The 16,972-nt window shown below is 63.6% G+C and carries 15 protein-coding genes; 5 read left to right on the top strand and 10 right to left on the bottom strand.

Annotation, left to right across the window (positions count from 1 at the left end; translation table 11 throughout):
* Window positions 1-4: 4 nt before the first annotated feature.
* The 3 genes from G7047_RS11305 to bla all read left to right on the top strand — a co-directional run bounded on the left by G7047_RS11305 (window position 5) and on the right by bla (window position 2,744).
* Window positions 5-1,132, top strand: a complete 1,128-nt coding sequence (locus tag G7047_RS11305) for a sulfate/molybdate ABC transporter ATP-binding protein (protein WP_166305085.1) — start codon at window positions 5-7, stop codon at window positions 1,130-1,132.
* A 57-nt stretch (window positions 1,133-1,189) separates the two neighbouring features.
* On the top strand, window positions 1,190-1,693 hold the full coding sequence (locus G7047_RS11300; protein WP_166305083.1) for a disulfide bond formation protein B: 504 nt from the start codon (window positions 1,190-1,192) through the stop codon (window positions 1,691-1,693).
* Between the two features lie 106 nt (window positions 1,694-1,799).
* Window positions 1,800-2,744: a class A beta-lactamase gene (gene bla, locus G7047_RS11295; RefSeq protein ID WP_240939455.1), complete on the top strand. Its 945-nt coding sequence runs from the start codon at window positions 1,800-1,802 to the stop codon at window positions 2,742-2,744.
* Window positions 2,745-2,750: 6 nt separating this feature from the next.
* Here the strand turns inward: bla and G7047_RS11290 are convergent, their stop codons facing one another.
* From G7047_RS11290 to G7047_RS11280, 3 genes are all read right to left on the bottom strand, one after another.
* Window positions 2,751-3,449 carry a glutathione S-transferase gene (locus tag G7047_RS11290; RefSeq protein ID WP_166305080.1) on the bottom strand — a complete coding sequence of 233 codons (699 nt, stop codon included), beginning with the start codon at window positions 3,447-3,449 and terminating at the stop codon, window positions 2,751-2,753.
* Between the two features lie 277 nt (window positions 3,450-3,726).
* A complete protein-coding gene (locus G7047_RS11285; RefSeq protein WP_166305077.1) occupies window positions 3,727-4,074 on the bottom strand; it encodes a RidA family protein in 348 nt (115 codons plus the stop codon).
* Window positions 4,075-4,187: 113 nt separating this feature from the next.
* The gene (locus G7047_RS11280) at window positions 4,188-4,979 is read right to left on the bottom strand and encodes a GntR family transcriptional regulator (protein ID WP_166305074.1); all 792 of its coding nucleotides are present in this window, start codon (window positions 4,977-4,979) and stop codon (window positions 4,188-4,190) included.
* A gap of 332 nt (window positions 4,980-5,311) precedes the next feature.
* Between G7047_RS11280 and G7047_RS11275 the strand changes: the two genes are divergently transcribed.
* Both G7047_RS11275 and G7047_RS11270 read left to right on the top strand, forming a co-directional pair.
* On the top strand, window positions 5,312-8,785 hold the full coding sequence (locus G7047_RS11275; protein ID WP_166305071.1) for an indolepyruvate ferredoxin oxidoreductase family protein: 3,474 nt from the start codon (window positions 5,312-5,314) through the stop codon (window positions 8,783-8,785).
* A 99-nt stretch (window positions 8,786-8,884) separates the two neighbouring features.
* Window positions 8,885-9,700: a DUF2189 domain-containing protein gene (locus G7047_RS11270; RefSeq protein ID WP_166305068.1), complete on the top strand. Its 816-nt coding sequence runs from the start codon at window positions 8,885-8,887 to the stop codon at window positions 9,698-9,700.
* A gap of 598 nt (window positions 9,701-10,298) precedes the next feature.
* Here the strand turns inward: G7047_RS11270 and G7047_RS11265 are convergent.
* From G7047_RS11265 to G7047_RS11235, 7 genes are all read right to left on the bottom strand, one after another.
* Complete coding sequence (locus G7047_RS11265; protein ID WP_166312014.1) at window positions 10,299-11,018, bottom strand: ABC transporter ATP-binding protein; 720 nt, start codon at window positions 11,016-11,018, stop codon at window positions 10,299-10,301.
* Between the two features lie 20 nt (window positions 11,019-11,038).
* Window positions 11,039-11,836: an ABC transporter ATP-binding protein gene (locus G7047_RS11260; RefSeq protein ID WP_166305065.1), complete on the bottom strand. Its 798-nt coding sequence runs from the start codon at window positions 11,834-11,836 to the stop codon at window positions 11,039-11,041.
* A complete protein-coding gene (locus G7047_RS11255) occupies window positions 11,833-12,720 on the bottom strand; it encodes a branched-chain amino acid ABC transporter permease (RefSeq protein WP_166305062.1) in 888 nt (295 codons plus the stop codon). Before G7047_RS11255 ends, G7047_RS11260 begins: the two co-directional genes overlap by 4 nt.
* Window positions 12,713-13,606, bottom strand: a complete 894-nt coding sequence (locus G7047_RS11250; RefSeq protein WP_166305059.1) for a branched-chain amino acid ABC transporter permease — start codon at window positions 13,604-13,606, stop codon at window positions 12,713-12,715. Before G7047_RS11250 ends, G7047_RS11255 begins: the two co-directional genes overlap by 8 nt.
* 86 nt (window positions 13,607-13,692) lie before the next feature.
* Complete coding sequence (locus G7047_RS11245) at window positions 13,693-14,838, bottom strand: ABC transporter substrate-binding protein (protein ID WP_166305056.1); 1,146 nt, start codon at window positions 14,836-14,838, stop codon at window positions 13,693-13,695.
* Between the two features lie 69 nt (window positions 14,839-14,907).
* Window positions 14,908-15,702, bottom strand: a complete 795-nt coding sequence (locus G7047_RS11240; RefSeq protein ID WP_166305053.1) for an Asp/Glu racemase — start codon at window positions 15,700-15,702, stop codon at window positions 14,908-14,910.
* Complete coding sequence (locus G7047_RS11235) at window positions 15,699-16,943, bottom strand: D-amino acid dehydrogenase (protein ID WP_166305050.1); 1,245 nt, start codon at window positions 16,941-16,943, stop codon at window positions 15,699-15,701. The genes G7047_RS11240 and G7047_RS11235 overlap by 4 nt, the downstream gene beginning before the upstream one ends.
* Between the last annotated feature and the right edge of the window lie 29 nt (window positions 16,944-16,972).

Here is a 16,972-nt window from a genome sequence, read left to right as displayed (position 1 = left end):
GAACATGAGCATTGAAATCCGTAATGTGAGCAAGCAGTTTGGCGACTTCCAGGCCCTGCGCGACGTGAACCTCGACATCAAGTCCGGCGAGCTCATCGCCTTGCTCGGGCCCTCGGGCTGCGGCAAGACCACGCTGCTGCGCATCATCGCCGGTCTGGAGACGGCCGATGTCGGCACCATCCATTTCAGCGGCGAAGACACGACCGACGTGCATGTGCGCGAACGCAATGTGGGTTTCGTGTTCCAGCACTACGCGTTGTTCCGTCACATGACGGTGTTCGAGAATGTGGCCTTCGGCCTGCGCGTGAAGCCGCGCAAGGAACGCCCGAGCGAGGCACAGATCCGCGAGAAGGTGATGAGCCTGCTCAAGCTGGTGCAGCTCGACTGGATCGCCGACCGTTATCCGTCGCAGCTCTCGGGTGGTCAGCGCCAGCGCATTGCACTCGCGCGCGCTCTGGCCGTGGAGCCCAAGGTGCTGCTGCTCGACGAACCGTTCGGCGCACTCGATGCCAAGGTGCGCAAGGAACTGCGCCGCTGGCTGCGTCGTCTGCATGACGAGCTGCATGTGACCTCGATCTTCGTCACGCACGATCAGGAAGAGGCACTTGAAGTGGCGGACCGCGTGGTCGTCATCAACAAGGGCAAGATCGAACAGGAAGGCACGCCCCAGCAGGTCTGGGACAACCCGGCCAGCCCGTTCGTTTACGGCTTCCTTGGCGATGTGAACCTGTTCAAGGGCCGTGCCAGCGATGGCCGCGTCTATCTGGACGACGGCATGCAGCTCGACAGTCCCGAGGCCAAGAATGCGAATGAAACCAAGGCCTTCGCGTTCGTGCGTCCGCACGACCTCGATGTGGAGCGCTACTCGCCTGGTCAGGCGCTGGATGCGCAGGGCCGTCCGCGCGGCATCGTGGTGCAGCTCTCGCGGGCGATTGTGGTGGGCCCCATCGCAAGGCTGGAACTTATTCCCGAATCCGATAACCAATCGGCGGACAATACAGCCACGGAGTCGCTCATCGAAGCACAGATTCCGGCGCAGCAGTTTCGTGACCAGGGACTGCGCGAGGGCGAGCTGCTGGTGGTGACACCGCGCCACGCCAAGGTTTTCCTGGACGAAGCTGCCGGCATCTGATCGTTTTCTCCTCTGGGGGACGTTGGTTAAGATACCGGTTTCCCCTAAGGACAAAAAGTGGTTTTCAACTGGATTTCAAGGGCCCCGCGCCAGCTTCTCGGCCTGATCTGCCTGGCCTGCATTGCCATGCTGGGTTTTGGCATGTATCTGCAGCATGTGGTGGGTCTTGAGCCTTGCCCGATGTGCATCGTGCAGCGTTATGCGCTGATCGGGGTGGCGGTGTTCACCGGCATCGGCGCGATGCGCGGTAGCGCCAGCTGGTGGAGGACCTTCAGCTTTCTCGCGCTGCTGACGACCGGTTTTGGTGCCTTTGTCGCCGCCCGCCAGAGCTGGCTGCAGTGGTATCCGCCCGAGTTCGCGACCTGCGGGCGCGACTTCTACGGCATGATCGAGAACTACCCCATCAGCCGCTCGCTGCCCATGATCTTCCGTGGCTCGGGCGACTGCGCCGCGATTGACTGGACACTCCTTGGCGGCTCCATCGCCAACTGGTCGTTCGTCGGCTTCGTGGTCTTCGCCATCGCGTTGCTGATTGCTTTGGTGCGCGGCGGACGCCGCTGATCTGATAGCTCGTCTTCAGACAACCAAGCTTTGTTTTTCAATCGACCCCGGCATGCTGGACATGTGCGGGGTCGACGTGTTTTGGATGAATTCAGTGAGGGCTGATATGGACCTGCAAAGACGCCATCTGTTGGCAACCGGTGCACTGAGCACGGCGGCCGTGGCGCTGACCGGCTGTGGTGCGGTGAAGAATCTCGTGGGCGCAGGCGACGACAAGTCCGCCGCCAAGGGCGACAGCTTTCAGCAGCGTCTCAAGGTGCTGGAGGCGCGCAGCGGAGGGCGGCTCGGCCTGTCAGTGCAGGTACTGGGCGGGCAGAACTCGATCGGCTATCGCGAGGACGAAATGTTCCCGATGTGCAGCACCTTCAAGCTGCTGCTGGCTGCGCGCATTCTGCAACTGTCGCAGCTTGGCGAATTTCCTCTGGAGCAATCGCTGCTCTACGAGAAGAAGGAGTTGGTCGCCTATTCGCCCGAAACCGAAAAGCATGCCGATGTTGACGGCATGACGATTCGCGCACTGTGCGAGGCCGCAGTGGTGCTCAGCGACAACACCGCCGCCAACCTGCTGCTCAACCTGCAGGGCGGCCCGGCCGGGCTCACGCGCTGGCTGCGCACGAACGTGGGCGACATGCGCACGCGGCTGGACCGCATCGAAACCGATCTGAACACCGCGATTGCGGGCGACCCGCGCGACACCACGACACCGCGCGCCATGGGCAAGACGGCGCTTGCACTGCTCACCGACAAGACGGGCTTGCTCACTCCCGGAAGCCAGAAGCAGCTGCGCGACTGGCTGCTGGCCAGCCGAACCGGTGACAAGCGCTTGCGTACAGGCATGCCGAGCGACTGGAAGATCGGCGGCAAGACCGGCTCGGGCGACAACGGCACGGCCAACGAGGTCAGCATCGTTTGGAGCGCGCAGGGCATGGCGCCGATGATCGTGAGTGCCTATCTCACGGGCGCGATGAAGGTTGAATCCGAGGGCCGCGACGCGATTCTGGCCGAAGTCGGGCGCGTGGTCACCGACTGGTACAAGGCCAGCAAGCGCTGAGTCGCATCACTCGGGATTGTTCGACGGCCGCGTGCCGTCGAACACCACCGGCCCGGACGTACCTGCAACCCACACGGAGTGGGTCTGCATCACCTCGGCAAACAGGGCCGAATCCAGAAACCTTTGCAGCCATGCCTGCAGATGCGGCCAGGGCTTGGCTGCCCAAGCGTCGCCGTCAATGGCGGCAAACTGGCGCACGAAGGGGCGCAGCGCCATGTCGGCAAGGCTGGGGTTCTGGCCGAATAGATAGCCGGTGGCGGCCAGCTGCTGCTCGAGCGTGTCCAGCCATTCATTGGCGTCCAGCGCGGCCTGCGCCACGTCTTCGGCGCCGTGGCGATCCGGATATTTGCAGCGGTCGAGTGCGCCCTTGAAGAAGCTGTCGTTGCGCTCGATGAGTGCCAGCATATTGGAGAGATTGCCCGTCGTCGGCTGCAGCCAGCCGTCCGCGTCGCCTGTATTGCCGTCGTCCGACGTCTGCAGTGCATGCAGCATCACTTCAAGACTCTGGTCGATCACCTTGCCGTCCGGTAACACCAGCACGGGCACGGTCCCTTTGGGCGAGACCTCCAGCATCTGTTGTGGCTTGTCGCGCAGTTTGATCTCTCTGAGCTCGCATGCAAAGCCCGCGTAGGCAAGTGCAAGCCGGGCGCGGATGGCGTAAGGGCAACGGCGGAAGGAATACAGAACGGGGAGGGCGGTGCTCATGGATGCAGAGAGGGGCTGAAGCCCGCATTGTGAGCCAAGGCGATTGGCCTGAGTGCCTTCCAAGGCATCGGCTGCAGCAATGCACCCACTCCAGAGCTCCCCGTGACTGGTTTTTGCAGTGACGAAAATCGGGATATCGAATATCTCTCTGCATGCACTCAGGCTGCGGGCTACCGGCGCCCATACTGGGGCGGTTCGTTCGAGATGCTGGACAGGTGGCCACGCGGGCCGACAGGGTTCAGACCTTGTCGGCTGTTTTATTTACGGCGCTGCAAAGTTATGCGACAGCCACCACGCCGATTTCCACGGTGAAGGCTGGACGCGCCAGAGCTGACTCCACACAGGCACGGGCCGGTGCGTTGCCCTGGGGCACCCAGGCGTCCCACACGGCGTTCATTTGCTCGAATGTGGTGTGATCGGCCAGCCAGATGGTGGCCTGGACGATCTTGGTCTTGTCGCTGCCGGACTCGGCGAGCAGGGCATCGATCTTGGCGAGGATTTCAGCGGTCTGGCCTGCCACGTCCTTGGCGGTGTCGCTGGCCACTTGACCGGCGAGGAACACAAAACCGTTGGCGATGACGGCCTGGCTCATGCGGGCGTTGGTGTGCAGGCGTTGGATGGTCATGGAAATTTTCCTTTGAGAAAAAACCTGATCGTACAACGAGCGCCCATGTGCTTTCGGAATCTGCATCAGAAACAGGGGGACTGCCCTCAGTCACGCCCCCGTCATGTTTCCAGTCATGCCGCCTTGGCAGCGGGTTTCTTGTTGAGCGCAGGTGCCGTGCTCGGGGAGGCCGGTTGCGACGAATCCCAGCCTTGGTCCTGGAGAAAGAACTTGGCCACCATCTCCTTGGTGATCTGCACTGCGCGCTTGAGGCTCAGGTCGATGTGCTCGGACAGCGCAGCGAGCGCCTCGCTCGTCTTGCGCTGGCGGATGAGTTGCACGAGCTGGAAGTGCGCATCGAAGGCCTGCGCGTTCCAGTCGGATTGCTCCAGATCGATGTGCCGCGCCACATGGATCCGGCGCGTGACCTGTTCGAGAAACTGACAGATCTCGCGGTTATGCGAGAGCTCGGTCAGGCGGCGGTGGAATTCCTCGTCGGCCAGCAGCAGGTCGGCCACGTCCATGGTCTCGCCCTTGGCCATGATGCTTTTCCAGTAGTCCTCAAGTGACTGGATTTCCTCGTCGCTCGCATGCGTCACCGCCAGATAGACGGCGCGGCGTTCAAGCGCGATGCGCACCTGGTAGAGATTGAACAGCTCCTCGACGCTGATGGCTTTGCGGAAGAACCCCTTGTTCATCACGAAGTCGAGAAAGCCCTCGGCGACGAGTCGGTTCAGTGCCTCGCGCAGGGGCGGTCGGCTGATGCTGAATTCACGTCCGAGCGCCTGCTCATTGATGCGCGAGCCGGGCCGGAAGTCGTAGCGCATCGCGCGCTCGCGCAGTTCGAGGTAGAGGCGTTCGACGCTGCTTTCGTCCCGCGTTTGGGGTACGCGCTCGGTCTTCTGAGTGTTTTTCTTGGTTGCCATAGGTGCACGTTGAGGAAGTCCGGTGTTGTCTCATGACAGTGTCGACAACACTGCGTCTGGCATCGATAGGACGATCACCGATTGTAGTGACGTGACTCAGGAAAACCCGTATCCCAAATGATACGTCACTGCGGCCGCAACAGCCTTGTGAAAAACTGTCTTATCGATGTGTTGACTAATGTCGTCATAACTGTCTACACTTTGATTGTGAATCAATTTCCGGTGTGACTCAAGAGGCTGTTGCATTTTCTGCAAGACCCGAAAAGTCGCACCGACCGTCCCCCTTCGATGAATTGAGCGACAGCGACTTGCGCGCGAGGAGAGTACAAGCCATGAGCGATATGAGCATCACGAGCCAACTGCGGAATGTGGATCTGGAGGACAAGTACACGGCCGACGAGGGCACGGTCTACCTGACCGGTGTGCAGGCGCTGGTGCGGCTGCCGATGATCCAGAAACGCCGCGACCGCGCAGCCAGGCTGAACACGGCGGGCTACATCACGGGCTATCGCGGATCGCCGCTCGGGACCTTCGACGACCAGCTTGTGAAGGCGCGCAAGCACCTCGAGCAGCACGACATCACCTTCATCCCCGGCGTGAACGAGGACCTGGCCGCGACCGCAGTCTGGGGCAGCCAGCAGGCCGAGATCGGCGGCGAAGGCAAATTCGACGGCGTGTTCTCGATCTGGTACGGCAAGGGCCCGGGGGTGGACCGCTCGGGTGATGCGTTCCGCCACGGCAATCTCGCGGGCAGTTCCAGGCACGGCGGCGTGCTGGTGTTGATGGGGGACGACCACACCTGCGAGTCGTCCACCACCTGCCATCAGAGCGAGTTCGCGCTGGTCGATGCGCACATGCCGATTCTCTCGCCCGCAGGCGTGCCGGAAATCGTGCAGTACGGCCTGCTCGGCTGGGCGATGTCGCGCTACAGCGGCGCATGGGTGGGCATGAAGTGCATCAAGGACACGGCAGACGCGTCGGGTTCGGTGCGCATCGATGATGCCGCGCTCGAGATCGAAACACCCGACTGGAACGGAGCGCCCGAAGACGGCCTCAACATACGCCTGCCAGACACGCCGCACGCGCAGGAGTTTCGCCTCGTCAACTACAAGCTCGATGCCGCGCGGGCCTTTGCGCGCGCCAATCGCATCGACCAAGTGGCGTTCGGCGCGCGCGAGGGGGCGCGAATCGGCATCATCACCTCGGGCAAGAGCTGGCTCGATCTGCGCCAGGCGCTGGCGGATCTGGGCATCGACGAGGCGCACGCACGGCAGATGGGACTTGCGGTCTACAAGGTGGGCATGGTCTGGCCGCTGGAGCCCATCGGATTGCGCGAGTTCGCGCTGGGGCTCGATCAGGTCATCGTGATTGAGGAAAAGCGCGGCCTCATCGAAGGCCAGCTCAAGGAGCTGCTCTACGGCGAGGAGCACGCGCCGCGCGTGATCGGCAAGAAGGACGAGCAGGGCACTAAGCTGTTCCGCACGGAACTCGCGCTCGACGCGTCGATGATTGCGCAGGTGGTCGGTTCGCGTCTGGCGCGCTTCGATGCCGCATTGGCTGATACCGTGCAACAGCTCGCGCAGCGCAGGCCGCAGGTGGCGGCGGTCGATGTGATGTCGCGCAGCTTTTATTTCTGTGCGGGCTGCCCGCACAACACTTCCACGCGCATCCCCGACGGAAGCCGCGCCTATGCGGGCATCGGCTGCTCGTGGATGGCGCAGACCATGGGCCGCGACACGCTGGGCTACACGCAGATGGGCGCGGAAGGCATGGCGTGGGTCGGAGAGGCACCATTCTCCAAGCGCCCGCACATGTTCCAGAACATGGGTGACGGCACCTATTTCCACTCGGGCCTGCTTGCGGTGCGCGCTGCCGTTTCGGCCAAGACCAACATCACCTTCAAGCTGCTCTACAACGACGCCGTCGCGATGACCGGCGGTCAGCGCCACGACGGCCCGCTCGATCCGGTGCGCATGACGCAGCAGGTGCATGCCGAGGGCGTGGTGCGCATCGCGGTGATCTCGGACGAGCCCGGCAAGTTCGATGGCGTGACGGGCTTTGCGCCCGGTGTGACAATCCACCACCGCGACGAGCTTGACGCCGTGCAGCGCGAGCTGCGCGAGATCGCGGGCACCACGGTCATCGTCTACGACCAGACCTGCGCGGCCGAAAAGCGCCGCCGCCGCAAGCGCGGCACCTTCCCCGATCCGGACAAGCGCGTGGTCATCAACCCCGCCGTCTGCGAGGGCTGCGGCGACTGCGGTGTGCAGTCGAACTGCGTGGCGGTCGTGCCGCTCGAGACTGAACTGGGTCGCAAGCGCGCGATTGATCAGTCGGCCTGCAACAAGGATTTCTCCTGCCTCAAGGGCTTCTGCCCGAGCTTCGTCACGGTGAGTGGCGGCAAGCTGCGCAAGGGCTCGTCGGCTGTGGGTGCAGGTCCCGACATCCGCTTGCCGGAACCCGTGCTGCCCGATCTGGCGCATGGCGTTTACAGCCTCATCATCACCGGTGTCGGCGGCACGGGCGTGGTGACGATTGGCGCGCTGCTCGGCATGGCCGCGCATCTCGAAGGCAAAGGTGTGGGCGTGCTCGACATGGCGGGCCTCGCGCAGAAGGGCGGTTCGGTCTGGACCCACATGCGCTTTGGCGCGAGCACCGAATCGATCGCCGCCGTGCGTGTGGCCCCGGGCGGCGCGGATGCGGTGATGGGCTGCGACCTCGTCGTGGCGGCATCGGGCAACACGCTGGCGATGACGCGCAAGGGCGCGACCCGTGTGCTGCTGAACAGCCAGGAGGTCATGCCTGGCGCCTTCGTACAGCAGCCCGACATGCAGTTTCCCGCCAACCCGCTGGTGCAGACCGTGGCGCGCGCGGTGGGCCAGGACAACGTGCAGGTCATCGATGCAGGCAGCCTTGCGCTCGCGCTGTGCGGCGACTCCATTGCGACCAATCTGTTCATGCTTGGCGCGGCCTACCAGCGCGGCTTGATTCCCGTGAGCGCGAGTGCCATCGAGCGCGCCATTGAACTCAACGGAGCGGCCGTGAAGATGAATCTCGCCGCCTTCCGCTGGGGTCGCCGCCACGCGGTGAATCCGCAGGACGTGGTCATGCAAGCCTTCGCGGGCAAGAACGAAACGAAAGCCGTGGCCTTCGCGCAGCAGTCGCTAGACACCATCGTCGAGCGCCGCAGCCAGATGCTCACCGACTACCAGAACGCCGCCTACGCCCAGCGTTATCGGGTGCTGATCGACGAGGTGCGCGCTGCCGAGGCGCGCATTCGCCCCGGCGACGACACGCTCGCCAAGGCCGTCGCCCAGACCTTCTACAAAGTGATGGCGTACAAGGACGAATACGAGGTCGCCCGCCTGCATGCATCGCCCGAATTCAAGGCCCAACTGGCCTCGCAGTTTGAGGATGGCCATCAGCTGACCTTCCACCTCGCACCGCCGACGACCAGCCAGCTCGACCAGCGCACCGGCCGCCCCGCCAAGAGCGAATGGGGCGGCTGGATGATGAAGGGCTTCCGCGTGCTCGCGAAGTTCAAGGGCCTGCGCGGCACGGCCTTCGATGTGTTCGGCAAGACCGAAGAACGCCGCCACGAACGTGCCTTGGTGGGCAGCTACGAGGCCCTGATCCACAAGTTGTTGACGGGCCTGCGTGCCGACCAGCACGCGCTGGCCGTCGAGATCGCGCAGGCGGCGATGAAGGTGCGCGGCTACGGGCCGGTGAAGGAGGCCAATCGGGTGGCGTATGAGAAGGAGATCGTACGCCTGACGAATCGGCTGGCGGAGACATCCTTGGGTTGATTCGGCTTCTGTTCCGGTAAGGCTGGTGTTTTCCCAGCTTTACCGGGCTCGCGGCGATGCGTATGGTGGAGTGGCCCTTCAGCACAGAGCCGATGCCAGATGAATGACGCTTCCGCCAACGATGAACCCATCGCACCGACCCACGCCGCGCCGGTGCTGCGCCCGCTCCAATGGTCCGACCCGCCGCGCTGGGTCGCTCGCGGCGTCAGCGACATGGTCAACTCGCCCGGCGTGGCTTCGTTCTACGGCGTGTGCTTCTGGCTGCTTGCGCTGCTGCTCGGTTGGGTGTTTCGCGCCAAGCCCGAATACACCATGTCCATCGCCAGCGGCTGCCTGCTCGTGGGGCCGTTTCTTGCGATGGGCCTGTACGACACCAGCCGCCGCCGCGAGCGTGGGTTGAAGCCCGATCTGGGGCTGTCGATCACCTGCTGGGACGCGCACATGGGCAGCATGGGCATGCTGGTGCTCGTGCTGATCGTGATGGAACTGCTCTGGGGCCGCGCGTCGCTCGTGGTGTTCGCGGTGTTCTTCAATACGGGAATGCCGTCGACCACTGGGGTGATCGAGGCGGTGTTCAATCCTCAGAATTGGCAGTTCGTGCTGGTTTATCTGCTCGTGGGCGGGGCCTTCGCGGCGCTGGTTTTTTCCAGCATGGTGGTGTCGATTCCGATGATCCTGGATCGCGATACCGATGCGCTTACTGCTGGCATTACCAGCATGCGGGTGGTGATCGAGAATCCTGGGGTGATGCTGTTCTGGGGGCTGATCATCACCGCGTTGATCGGGGTTTCGCTCTGGGCTTGGGGGGCGGGGTTGCTTGTTGTGGGGCCGGTGCTGGGGTTTGCTAGCTGGCACGCTTACCGGTCAGCTTTGGAGCCCTTAGCTGGCTTGGGCGACGACACTTCGGATGCGTAGGCCTTGCTTCGTTAAAAGTTTCTGCTGGTGGTTTGAGGGCGGAGGCCGGGACTGCCCCCGGCGGGGCAATCACTTTTTGCTTGCGCGCAAAAAGTAATCAAAAACGCGCTTGTCAATACCTCCGGCGGAACTCGCGGCGTTCCTTCGTCACTCTGCTCGGACAACCGCCGGAAATCAGTCTAGAAGAGGTGTTTACGGCACTTCGCTTCGCTCGTGCCGGGGGGGCATAGCTGCGTTGGGGTTCAAATGCCCACTGCGCTTCTGAGCGATGGTGATCTCGCGGTAGCCAGCAAGTCGCACAACTCTGGCGCATCAACTTCTCGCGAAGTCGCGAGATGCACGGCACGAGCGCAGCGATGTGCCGTACACACCTCCGAGTGAACATCTAGCTCGCGGCGGTTGTCCGAGCGGCGCGCGAAGCGCAAAGCGAGTTCTGCCGCGGGTATTGAAAAGCGCATTTTGGGTGACTTTTTGGGCAAGACCAAAAAGTTACTCCGCCGCCGGGCGGAACTCCCGGCCTCTGTCCTCAGCAACATAACCGAAGCAAAAAAAGAACACAGACCCAGCGGAGTAATGGCGCATCGACAGCAGTCGGAATTCAAGCTGCCCGACCACCCAAGTACAACTCACGCACTTGTGGATCATGCATGAGCCGCTGACAGTCCCCCGTCAGCGCCACGGTCCCCATCGAGAGGATGTACGCCCGGTCCGACATCCGCATGGCTTCCATCGCGTTCTGCTCCACCATGAGGATGGTGACCTGCTCCTTATCGCGCACCTGGCCGATGGCCTCGAACACCTCCTGCAGCACCTTGGGCGAGAGGCCCGCCGAGGGTTCGTCGAGCAGCAGCACGTCGGGGCGTGGCATGAGGGCGCGTGCGAGCGCGAGGATCTGCCGCTCGCCGCCCGAGAGCGACGCGGCGGGAGCGTTGAACTTGCGGCCCAGCACGGGATAGAGCGCGTAGAGCTGTTCCATGCGCTGCTGGCAGTCCTGCGTTTTCATGTAGTGGCCGCCGACCTGCAGGTTCTCGCGCACGGTGAGGTTGCTGAAGATGTTTTCGGTCTGCGGCACGAAGCCCAGGCTGCATTCGCGGATCTTGCGGAAGATGGGCATCTGCGAGCGGTCTTGGCCGTTCACCTTCACATGGCCGCTGCGTGGCAGCAGTTGACCTGCGATGGTCTTGAGCAGCGTGCTCTTGCCGCAGCCATTGGGGCCGAGCAGGGTGACGATTTCGGTGCGCGCCACCTTGAGCGAGATGCCCTTGAGAATGTCCACCTCGGGCGTGTAGCCCGCGATGATGTTGTCGATGTCGATCATCATGGTTGCTTCTCCTTGTTTTACGCTGCTTCGGCTAGTTCGCGTTTCTCGGTACTGCCGAGGTAGGCCTGCACCACATGCTCGTTTGAAGCGAGCTCATCGGGGTGGCAGCTCGCCACGATGCGCCCGCGATCGAGCACGATGCAGCGGGTGCATACCTCGCGGATGAAGTGCATGTCGTGTTCGACGATCACGAGCGTCATGCCGCGCTCGTTGAGTTTGCGCAGCGACTGCACGATGTCGTTGCGCAGGTTGGGGTGCACGCCCGCCGTGGGCTCGTCGAGCATCAACAGGCGTGGGTCGCTCATCAGCGCGCAGACGATGCCCAGCAGCTTTTTCTGGCCGCCCGAGAGCGCGGACGAGGGCAGGTCGCGCACGCGGGTGAGTAGCAGTTGCTCCAGCAGAAAGGTGGCCTTGGCGTGCGCTTCGGCTTCGGCCTTGCGTGCACCGGCTGAGCCGAACACGGTGGCGAGCACGCCGTGGTGCGAGGTGGATGCTGCCATCGCCACCTCCATCACTGACATTTTTTTGGGCATGGACGGCAGCTGGAATGTGCGCCCGATGCCCGCGTTGACGATGCGGTGCGCGGGCAACGAGCCGATGCCCTGACCGTCGAAATCGATCTTGCCGCCGTCGATGGAGCCAAAGCCGGTGACAAGATTCAACAGCGTGCTCTTGCCCGAGCCGTTGGGGCCGAGAAGACCGACGATTTCGCCACGCGCGATCTGGAAGTTCACGTCCTGCAGCACATGGTTGCCGCCGAACGACTTGGAGACATGCTCGACCTGAAGCAATGATGATGAAGGTGATTTCGTCATGGCATCTTCCGCAGTTTTTCTGGAACAAGGCCCTCGCTGCGCCACATCAGGCACAGCAGCAGGATGGCGCCGATCAGCCCGAGGCGCAGCGCGCCCGAGACATCGGAGCTGAGGCTCAGCCAGTCCTTGATGAAGGGAACGAACACATAGGCCGCTTGCACCACGACGACGCCGACGAGCACGCCCACCGAGTTGCCGAGGCCGCCGATCATCAGCATGGTCCAGAGCAGAAAGGTCTCGGACGCGAGCATGTATTCGGGACCCGCAAAGCTCATGTAGTGCGCATAGAGAAAGCCGCCGAGCGAAGTCACCGCCGCGCCGGTGATGATGGCGCGCGTCTTGAGCGACTTGAGGTTGTAGCCCATGCAGGTGGCCAGTTGAGGCTCTTCGCGCATCAGGCGCAGGGCGCGGCCGAAGCGGCCATTGCCGATACGGGTGCAGACCCAGGCGACGAGCGCGAGCACCACGGCCACCAGTGTGAGAAACGCGACGGCATCCCAGGGGCGCGACAGGCCGTCGAACAGCGCAGGGATGGCGCTGATGCCGTTGGCGCCGCCGGTGAGCCAGCCTTCGTTGGTGGCAATAGTGCGCAGGATTTCCGCGACCGCGAGTGTCGCGATGCCCCAGTAGTCGGCCGCGAGCTTGCGGCCGATGCTGGCCATGAACAGGCCGAGCAACATGGCCGAGCACAGGCCCAGCCCCAGACTGGCAACCGGCGACCAACCGAGTTGAAAGCCAATGCCCGCCGCATACGCGCCAAGCCCCGCGAAAGCGATGTGGCCGAAGTTGAGCAGCCCCGCGTAGCCCGCCTGCAGATTGAGGCCAAAGGCCATCAATGCGTAGATGCCCGCGATGGTGAAGGAGGAAATCAGGAAATCAAACACGGCGCACCTCCCGGTCGAACAGGCCGTAGGGACGCAGGAGCAGGGCCAACAGCAGGATCAGGAACGATGCAGCGCTGATGTAGGCCACCGGCAGGAAAGCAAGCTCTTGCCCCATGACCGGGCCGAAGTTGATGTTGGTGACGGCGGTTTCGGTGAACGCGATCAGCAGCGCACCAACGACCGCGCCGAGCGGATTGCCGAGCCCTCCGAGAATCGCGGCCGCGAACACCGGCAGCAGCAGATCGTTGCCGAGGTTGATGTGCGCGCCGGTCGACAGTGCCAGCATGCTGCCGCCCAGCCCCGCGAGAGCGCCTGCGCTGAAACTCACCATGTAGGTGATGAACGCGGCGTTGAGGCCCGACGCATTGGCCAATGCGCTATTGCAGGCGAGCGCGCGCATGGCGCGGCCCATGCGGGTGTGGAATAGCAGGATGATGAAAGCGCCTAGCAGCACAACGGTGGTGGCGATGGCGTAGATTTGCGCGCGGGCGATGCGCACGTCGGCTATCACCATTGGTTCGGTGCGCGGCAGGTTGAACATGCGCGGAAATGATCCGGCAAGCCCTTGCATGATCGCGATGACCAGCATGGCGACGGCAAGCGAGCCGATCATCGCGATGGCTGGGCCGCCGCGTAGCAGGCGCTGGAACACGAACATCTGCAGCACCAGCGTGAGCACGCCGGTCGCGATGGCGGCTGCGGCAATCGCGGCCACCAGCGGAACGCCCGCCAGATGCAGGCCGTAGCACACATAAGCGCCGAACATGGCGTATTGCACATGCGCGACGTTGGGGAACTTCACCAGCCCATAGAGCATGGACAGACCGAGCGCAATCAGCGCCAGATCGGATGCCCTCAGCAAGGTGTCAACGATGAATTGAAGCATGTCGGGAAAACGAAAGGAGGGGGGGCGGAGCGTGCGGCAGATCCTGTGACGAAATGGATCTGCAGCACGCGCGGATCGGTGTCGCGTCAGCGTGGACCGAGCTTGCCGTTTTCGAACTTCAGCTTGTCGTAGGGCGGATCAACGCGCTGGCGGTCCTTGTCGAACTGGATGTTGCCGGTAACGCCCTCGAAGCCCGCGCTGCCGATGTCGCGCAACGCGGCCTGCACGTCGGCGGCCTTGGTGGACTTGGTCTTTTCCATGGCGGCGGCGGTCAGCAGCACGGCGTCGTAGCCGTAGCCGGTGTAGGCTGTCTTGGGCGGCTCCTTGTACTTGGCCGCGAAGGCTTCGCCGTAGGCCTTGCCGGTCGCGCCGCGCAGCGATCCAAGCTCCATACCGATCTGGCCATTGGCGATGGCGGGGGCGGTGTCCGAGAGGCTCATGCTCATCAGGATCGCGTAGAACGGCACTTTGCGCAGGCCCAGCTCTTCAGCCTCGCGATTGAGTACAGCGGACTCCTGACCGTAGGCGGTGTAGACGTAGCCATCAGGATTGGCGCGCGCGATCTGTTGCAGCTCGCGGCGGTAGGTGGATTGACCAGCGGTGTAGAGCACTTCGCTCACGATCTTGCCACCGAGTTTCTCGAACTCCTGACGGAAGCCGTGCGCCACACCTTGGCCGTAGGCGTTGTTGGGCGCGACGAGGGCGACCTTGCGCAGCCCAAGCTCCCAGGTGTCCTTGGCCGAGAACGCGTTGCCGAAGTTCTCAAGGCCGACGAGGCTGAACGAGGTCGCTCCGATCTCGCGGACCTTGGTGCTGCTGCTGGCGATGTTGATGTGGGTGATGCCTTCTTTCACAAGATACTGCGCCATCGGCAGCGTGATGCCCGATGAGTATTCGCCCATCACCACCGGCACCTTGTCCACCGTCGCGAGCTTGCGCGCGGCCGAGAGCGCCGTGGTCGGGTTGCCGCCCGAGTCCTCAATGATGAGGTTGAGCTTCTTGCCGAGCACGCCGCCCTTGGCGTTCACATGCTCGATGCCGAGCAGCACGCCACGGCGCACGTCTTCGCCCACGGTGGCGTTGGCGCCGGTGAGCGACAGCACAGCACCGATCTGGATGCTGTCCTGCGCGCGGGCCGCGCCAGTGCCGGTGAGGGCCAGCAGACACAGTGCGGCGGCCAGCGTGGTGCGGCGTGATGTGGAGGTGGGGAACGATGGGAAAGCAGGGCTCATGGTCGACTCCTGGTGGGTGAAAGCGTTAACGTGAAGGGTGGGGAGAGCGAGGTTGTAGTGAACGGAAAATCAGACTTCATAGAGGCGGCCGAACTGCGGCAGCACGTCGTTGACACCGGCCAGACGCAGCGAATGCCAGGCCATGGCGCTGTTGCTCGCGAGCACGGGCTTGCCGAGTTCCTTTTCGAAGTCGCTGATCAGCGTCGCCATGCGCAGGCTGGTGCAGGAGACGAATACGGCGTCCACGTCATCGTGACGACCGGCGGTCATCACCGCGTTGCGCAGCGATTCGCGGTCGATGCGCGCAACCTCGTTGTCGTTGGAGTGGTTGAAGGTGGCGACGCGGTTGACCCGCATGTCGCTCTTGGCCAGATGCGTCGCGAACAGCGTGTTCACGCTCTCCACATACGGTGTGATGAGCGCGATGCGCCGCTTGCCGAGCGCACGCAGACCGGCCACGGCGGCGGTGATTGGCGTGGTCGTGGCGATGCCGGGGCGCACGCTGCGGATCTGCCGCGCGATGTTGTCCTCACCGATCACGACAGAGCCGGATGTGCAGCCGAACGCGACCACTTGCAGCGGCACATCGGGCACGATGAGCTGCACGGCGGCGGGGATGTCCTTTTCCATCTCGGCGAGCGTCACCGGATTGATGTCGGGCGAGTTGTGCAGGCGTGCCTCGAAATACGCCACGCCCGGCACGCAGGCAAAGACCTGACGCCATTCATGCTCGAGCGTCTGGTCGGTGGCGAGCACGACGAGGCCGATGGCGGCGCGCGGCATCACGCCGTCGTCCATGGTGAACGGGATGATTTGGTAGCGGTCGTTGGTAGCGCTCTGGGAGATTGTTGCGGTGGAGCTCATGCGAGTGTCATTCCTGTGATGTCGATGGCGGGCGTGCGACCGGCCATGAGGTCGGCGACCACGCTGGCAGTGCCGCAGGCCATGGTCCAGCCCATGTGGCCGTGGCCGGTGTTGAGAAACAGATTGCGATGCCGCGAGGCGCCGAGGATCGGCGTGTTCTCGGGCGTCATCGGGCGCAGTCCGGCCCAGTAGTCGGGCTCTGAAAAATTCGCGCCATTCGGGAACAGCTGCTTGACCACCCGCAGCATCGCCGCGAAGTCTTCGGGTTTGTGCGTGCGGTCGTAGCCGCTGAATTCGGCGGTGGCGGTCACGCGCAGGCGGTCGCCGAAGCGCGCCCAGGCGACGAGGTTGTTCTCGTCCACGCCGCACATCGTCGGCGCGATGTGGCCTTTGTGGATCGGAAAGGTCACCGAGTAGCCCTTGACCGGATAGATCGGCAGCGAGTAGCCGAGTGGCCGTGCCACGATGGGCGAGTAGCTGCCGAGGCTCAGCACATAGTCGTCGCCGGTGATCACGCCCTTGGGCGTGCGGATGCCTTCGATGCGATCACCCGCCACGTTGATGCCGTCAATGGGCGTGTCGTACAGAAAGCGCACTCCGACATCGGCGCAGCGCTTTGCCAGATTGCGGGTGAACATGCGCGCGTCGCCGCTCTCGTCGGTGGGCGCGTAGATCGCTCCGGCGATGTGTTCGCGCGCGGCGGCCAGAGCCGGTTCGTGCGCAATGACCTCATCGGTGTTCAACGTGCGCAGATCCATTCCGCCGTCCGACAGGATCTTCATGTTGGCGGTGCCGCGCGCAAGCGATGCCGCATCGCGGTACATGTAGAGCGCGCCACTCGACAGGCGCTCGTATTCGAGCTGCAGCTCGCTGGTCAGCGCCTGCAGTTGCGATTGCGAGTAGCGGCACAGCACCAGCTTGCGGCTGGTGTTGATGCGCGAACGCTCAGCGGTGCAGTTCTGCCAGAACTTCCACAGCCAGGTCCACATGTGCGGATCGAGGTTGAGTTTGAGGCGCAGTGCCTGCGTGTCGTCGCGCAAGGACCGCCACAGAATCCCTGGCGCACGCGGCGAGGCCCAAGTGTAGGAATGGCCCGGCGCGATCATGCCGGCGTTGGCGTAGCTCGTTTCCGATGCGGCCTGCGTCTGGCGATCGATCACGGTCACCTGCCGGCCTTGCTTCGCCAGATACCAGGCCGTGGTAACGCCCGCAACGCCGGCGCCGAGGATGACGGTATGCATGTGGCAGCCCTTGTCGTTTGATTGGCGTG

Origin of the sequence: Diaphorobacter sp. HDW4A (genome assembly GCF_011305995.1) — a bacterium.
Classification (GTDB): Bacteria; Pseudomonadota; Gammaproteobacteria; order Burkholderiales; family Burkholderiaceae_C; genus Diaphorobacter_A.
The sequence above is the reverse complement of the archived record's forward strand: the minus strand, read 5'-3'. Positions and strand labels throughout refer to the sequence as shown.

Bases quoted from the DNA above. Each gene is read 5' to 3' on its own strand.
- G7047_RS11305 (WP_166305085.1), top strand. From the start codon at position 5: ATGAGCATTGAAATCCGTAATGTGAGCAAGCAGTTTGGCGACTTCCAG.
- bla (WP_240939455.1), top strand. From the start codon at position 1,800: ATGGACCTGCAAAGACGCCATCTGTTGGCAACCGGTGCACTGAGCACG.
- G7047_RS11290 (WP_166305080.1), bottom strand. From the start codon at position 3,449: ATGAGCACCGCCCTCCCCGTTCTGTATTCCTTCCGCCGTTGCCCTTAC.
- G7047_RS11285 (WP_166305077.1), bottom strand. From the start codon at position 4,074: ATGACCATCCAACGCCTGCACACCAACGCCCGCATGAGCCAGGCCGTC.
- G7047_RS11280 (WP_166305074.1), bottom strand. From the start codon at position 4,979: ATGGCAACCAAGAAAAACACTCAGAAGACCGAGCGCGTACCCCAAACG.
- G7047_RS11275 (WP_166305071.1), top strand. From the start codon at position 5,312: ATGAGCGATATGAGCATCACGAGCCAACTGCGGAATGTGGATCTGGAG.
- G7047_RS11270 (WP_166305068.1), top strand. From the start codon at position 8,885: ATGAATGACGCTTCCGCCAACGATGAACCCATCGCACCGACCCACGCC.
- G7047_RS11265 (WP_166312014.1), bottom strand. From the start codon at position 11,018: ATGATCGACATCGACAACATCATCGCGGGCTACACGCCCGAGGTGGAC.
- G7047_RS11260 (WP_166305065.1), bottom strand. From the start codon at position 11,836: ATGACGAAATCACCTTCATCATCATTGCTTCAGGTCGAGCATGTCTCC.
- G7047_RS11250 (WP_166305059.1), bottom strand. From the start codon at position 13,606: ATGCTTCAATTCATCGTTGACACCTTGCTGAGGGCATCCGATCTGGCG.
- G7047_RS11245 (WP_166305056.1), bottom strand. From the start codon at position 14,838: ATGAGCCCTGCTTTCCCATCGTTCCCCACCTCCACATCACGCCGCACC.
- G7047_RS11240 (WP_166305053.1), bottom strand. From the start codon at position 15,702: ATGAGCTCCACCGCAACAATCTCCCAGAGCGCTACCAACGACCGCTAC.
- G7047_RS11235 (WP_166305050.1), bottom strand. From the start codon at position 16,943: ATGCATACCGTCATCCTCGGCGCCGGCGTTGCGGGCGTTACCACGGCC.